The organism is Aerococcus sp. L_32 (assembly GCF_050689315.1).
Window position 1 is genome coordinate 1 of the sequence record NZ_JBOEQF010000664.1, and the last position, 977, is coordinate 977.

At 40.7% G+C, this 977-nt stretch carries 1 protein-coding gene; it reads left to right on the plus strand.

Annotated features, from left to right (window positions below):
- On the plus strand, positions 1–895 hold an 895-nt coding region (locus tag ACRCJ0_RS15535; RefSeq protein ID WP_431391091.1), incomplete at its 5' end, for a PTS system mannose/fructose/sorbose family transporter subunit IID.
- Positions 896–977 lie beyond the last annotated feature (82 nt).

Consider the following 977-nt stretch of genomic DNA (forward strand, 5'->3'; position numbering starts at 1 on the left):
CGCAAACTGGCGATTAACTTTCGTTCAAGCTTCATGGAACTACGAGCGTATGCATAACGTTGGTTGGGCTTATGTACTAGCCCCAGCAATCAAAAAACTGTATACAAGTAAAGAAGATCGTACAGCAGCTTTACAACGTCACTTGGAATTCATTAACTCTCACCCATACGTTGAGGCACCAATTTTAGGTGTAACCTTAGCCATGGAAGAAGAGAAAGCAAATGGTACAGTCATTGAAGACCAAGCTATCCAAGGGGTTAAAGTTGGTATGATGGGTCCTCTTGCTGGTGTGGGTGACCCAATCTTCTGGGGTACGTTACGTCCAGTAATCGGTGCCTTCGCTGCATCGCTTGCCCTAAGCCAATCAATCATTGGACCAATCTTATTCTTCGTACTTTGGAACTTAATCCGTGTAGCCTTCACTTGGTACACACAAGAATTAGGTTACCGTGCCGGTTCTGAAATTACAAAAGACTTATCTGGTGGTATTATTCAAAAAATTACTGTCGGAGCATCTATTCTAGGGATGTTTGTTATGGGGGTATTGGTACCTCGTTGGACAACCATGAACTTCCCGAAAGTAATTTCTGAAGTAACAAACCAAGAAGATGCTATTGTAAACTTTGATGGTTTAGTTGAAGCAGCTAACAATAGTAGCGTAACTGCAGATAGCTTCCGTGATGTAATTAACCAAATTTCATCAGGTCAATTAGTAAATACAACAACTGCCACATCATTAGGTGATGTATTCAACCAATTATTACCTGGTATGATGCCATTACTATTAACATTAGCATGTATGTACCTATTAAAACGTAAAGTGAGCGCAACTACCTTGATCTTCTCTATCTTTGTGATCGGTATCGTGCTTTATGTACTAGGTATCATGGGTTAAGATGGTAGCACAATTAAATACAGAAGTAACGTTCGTCTCCAAAGCGAATGCGATGATCAACCCTATCGACCCTAAGTCAGGA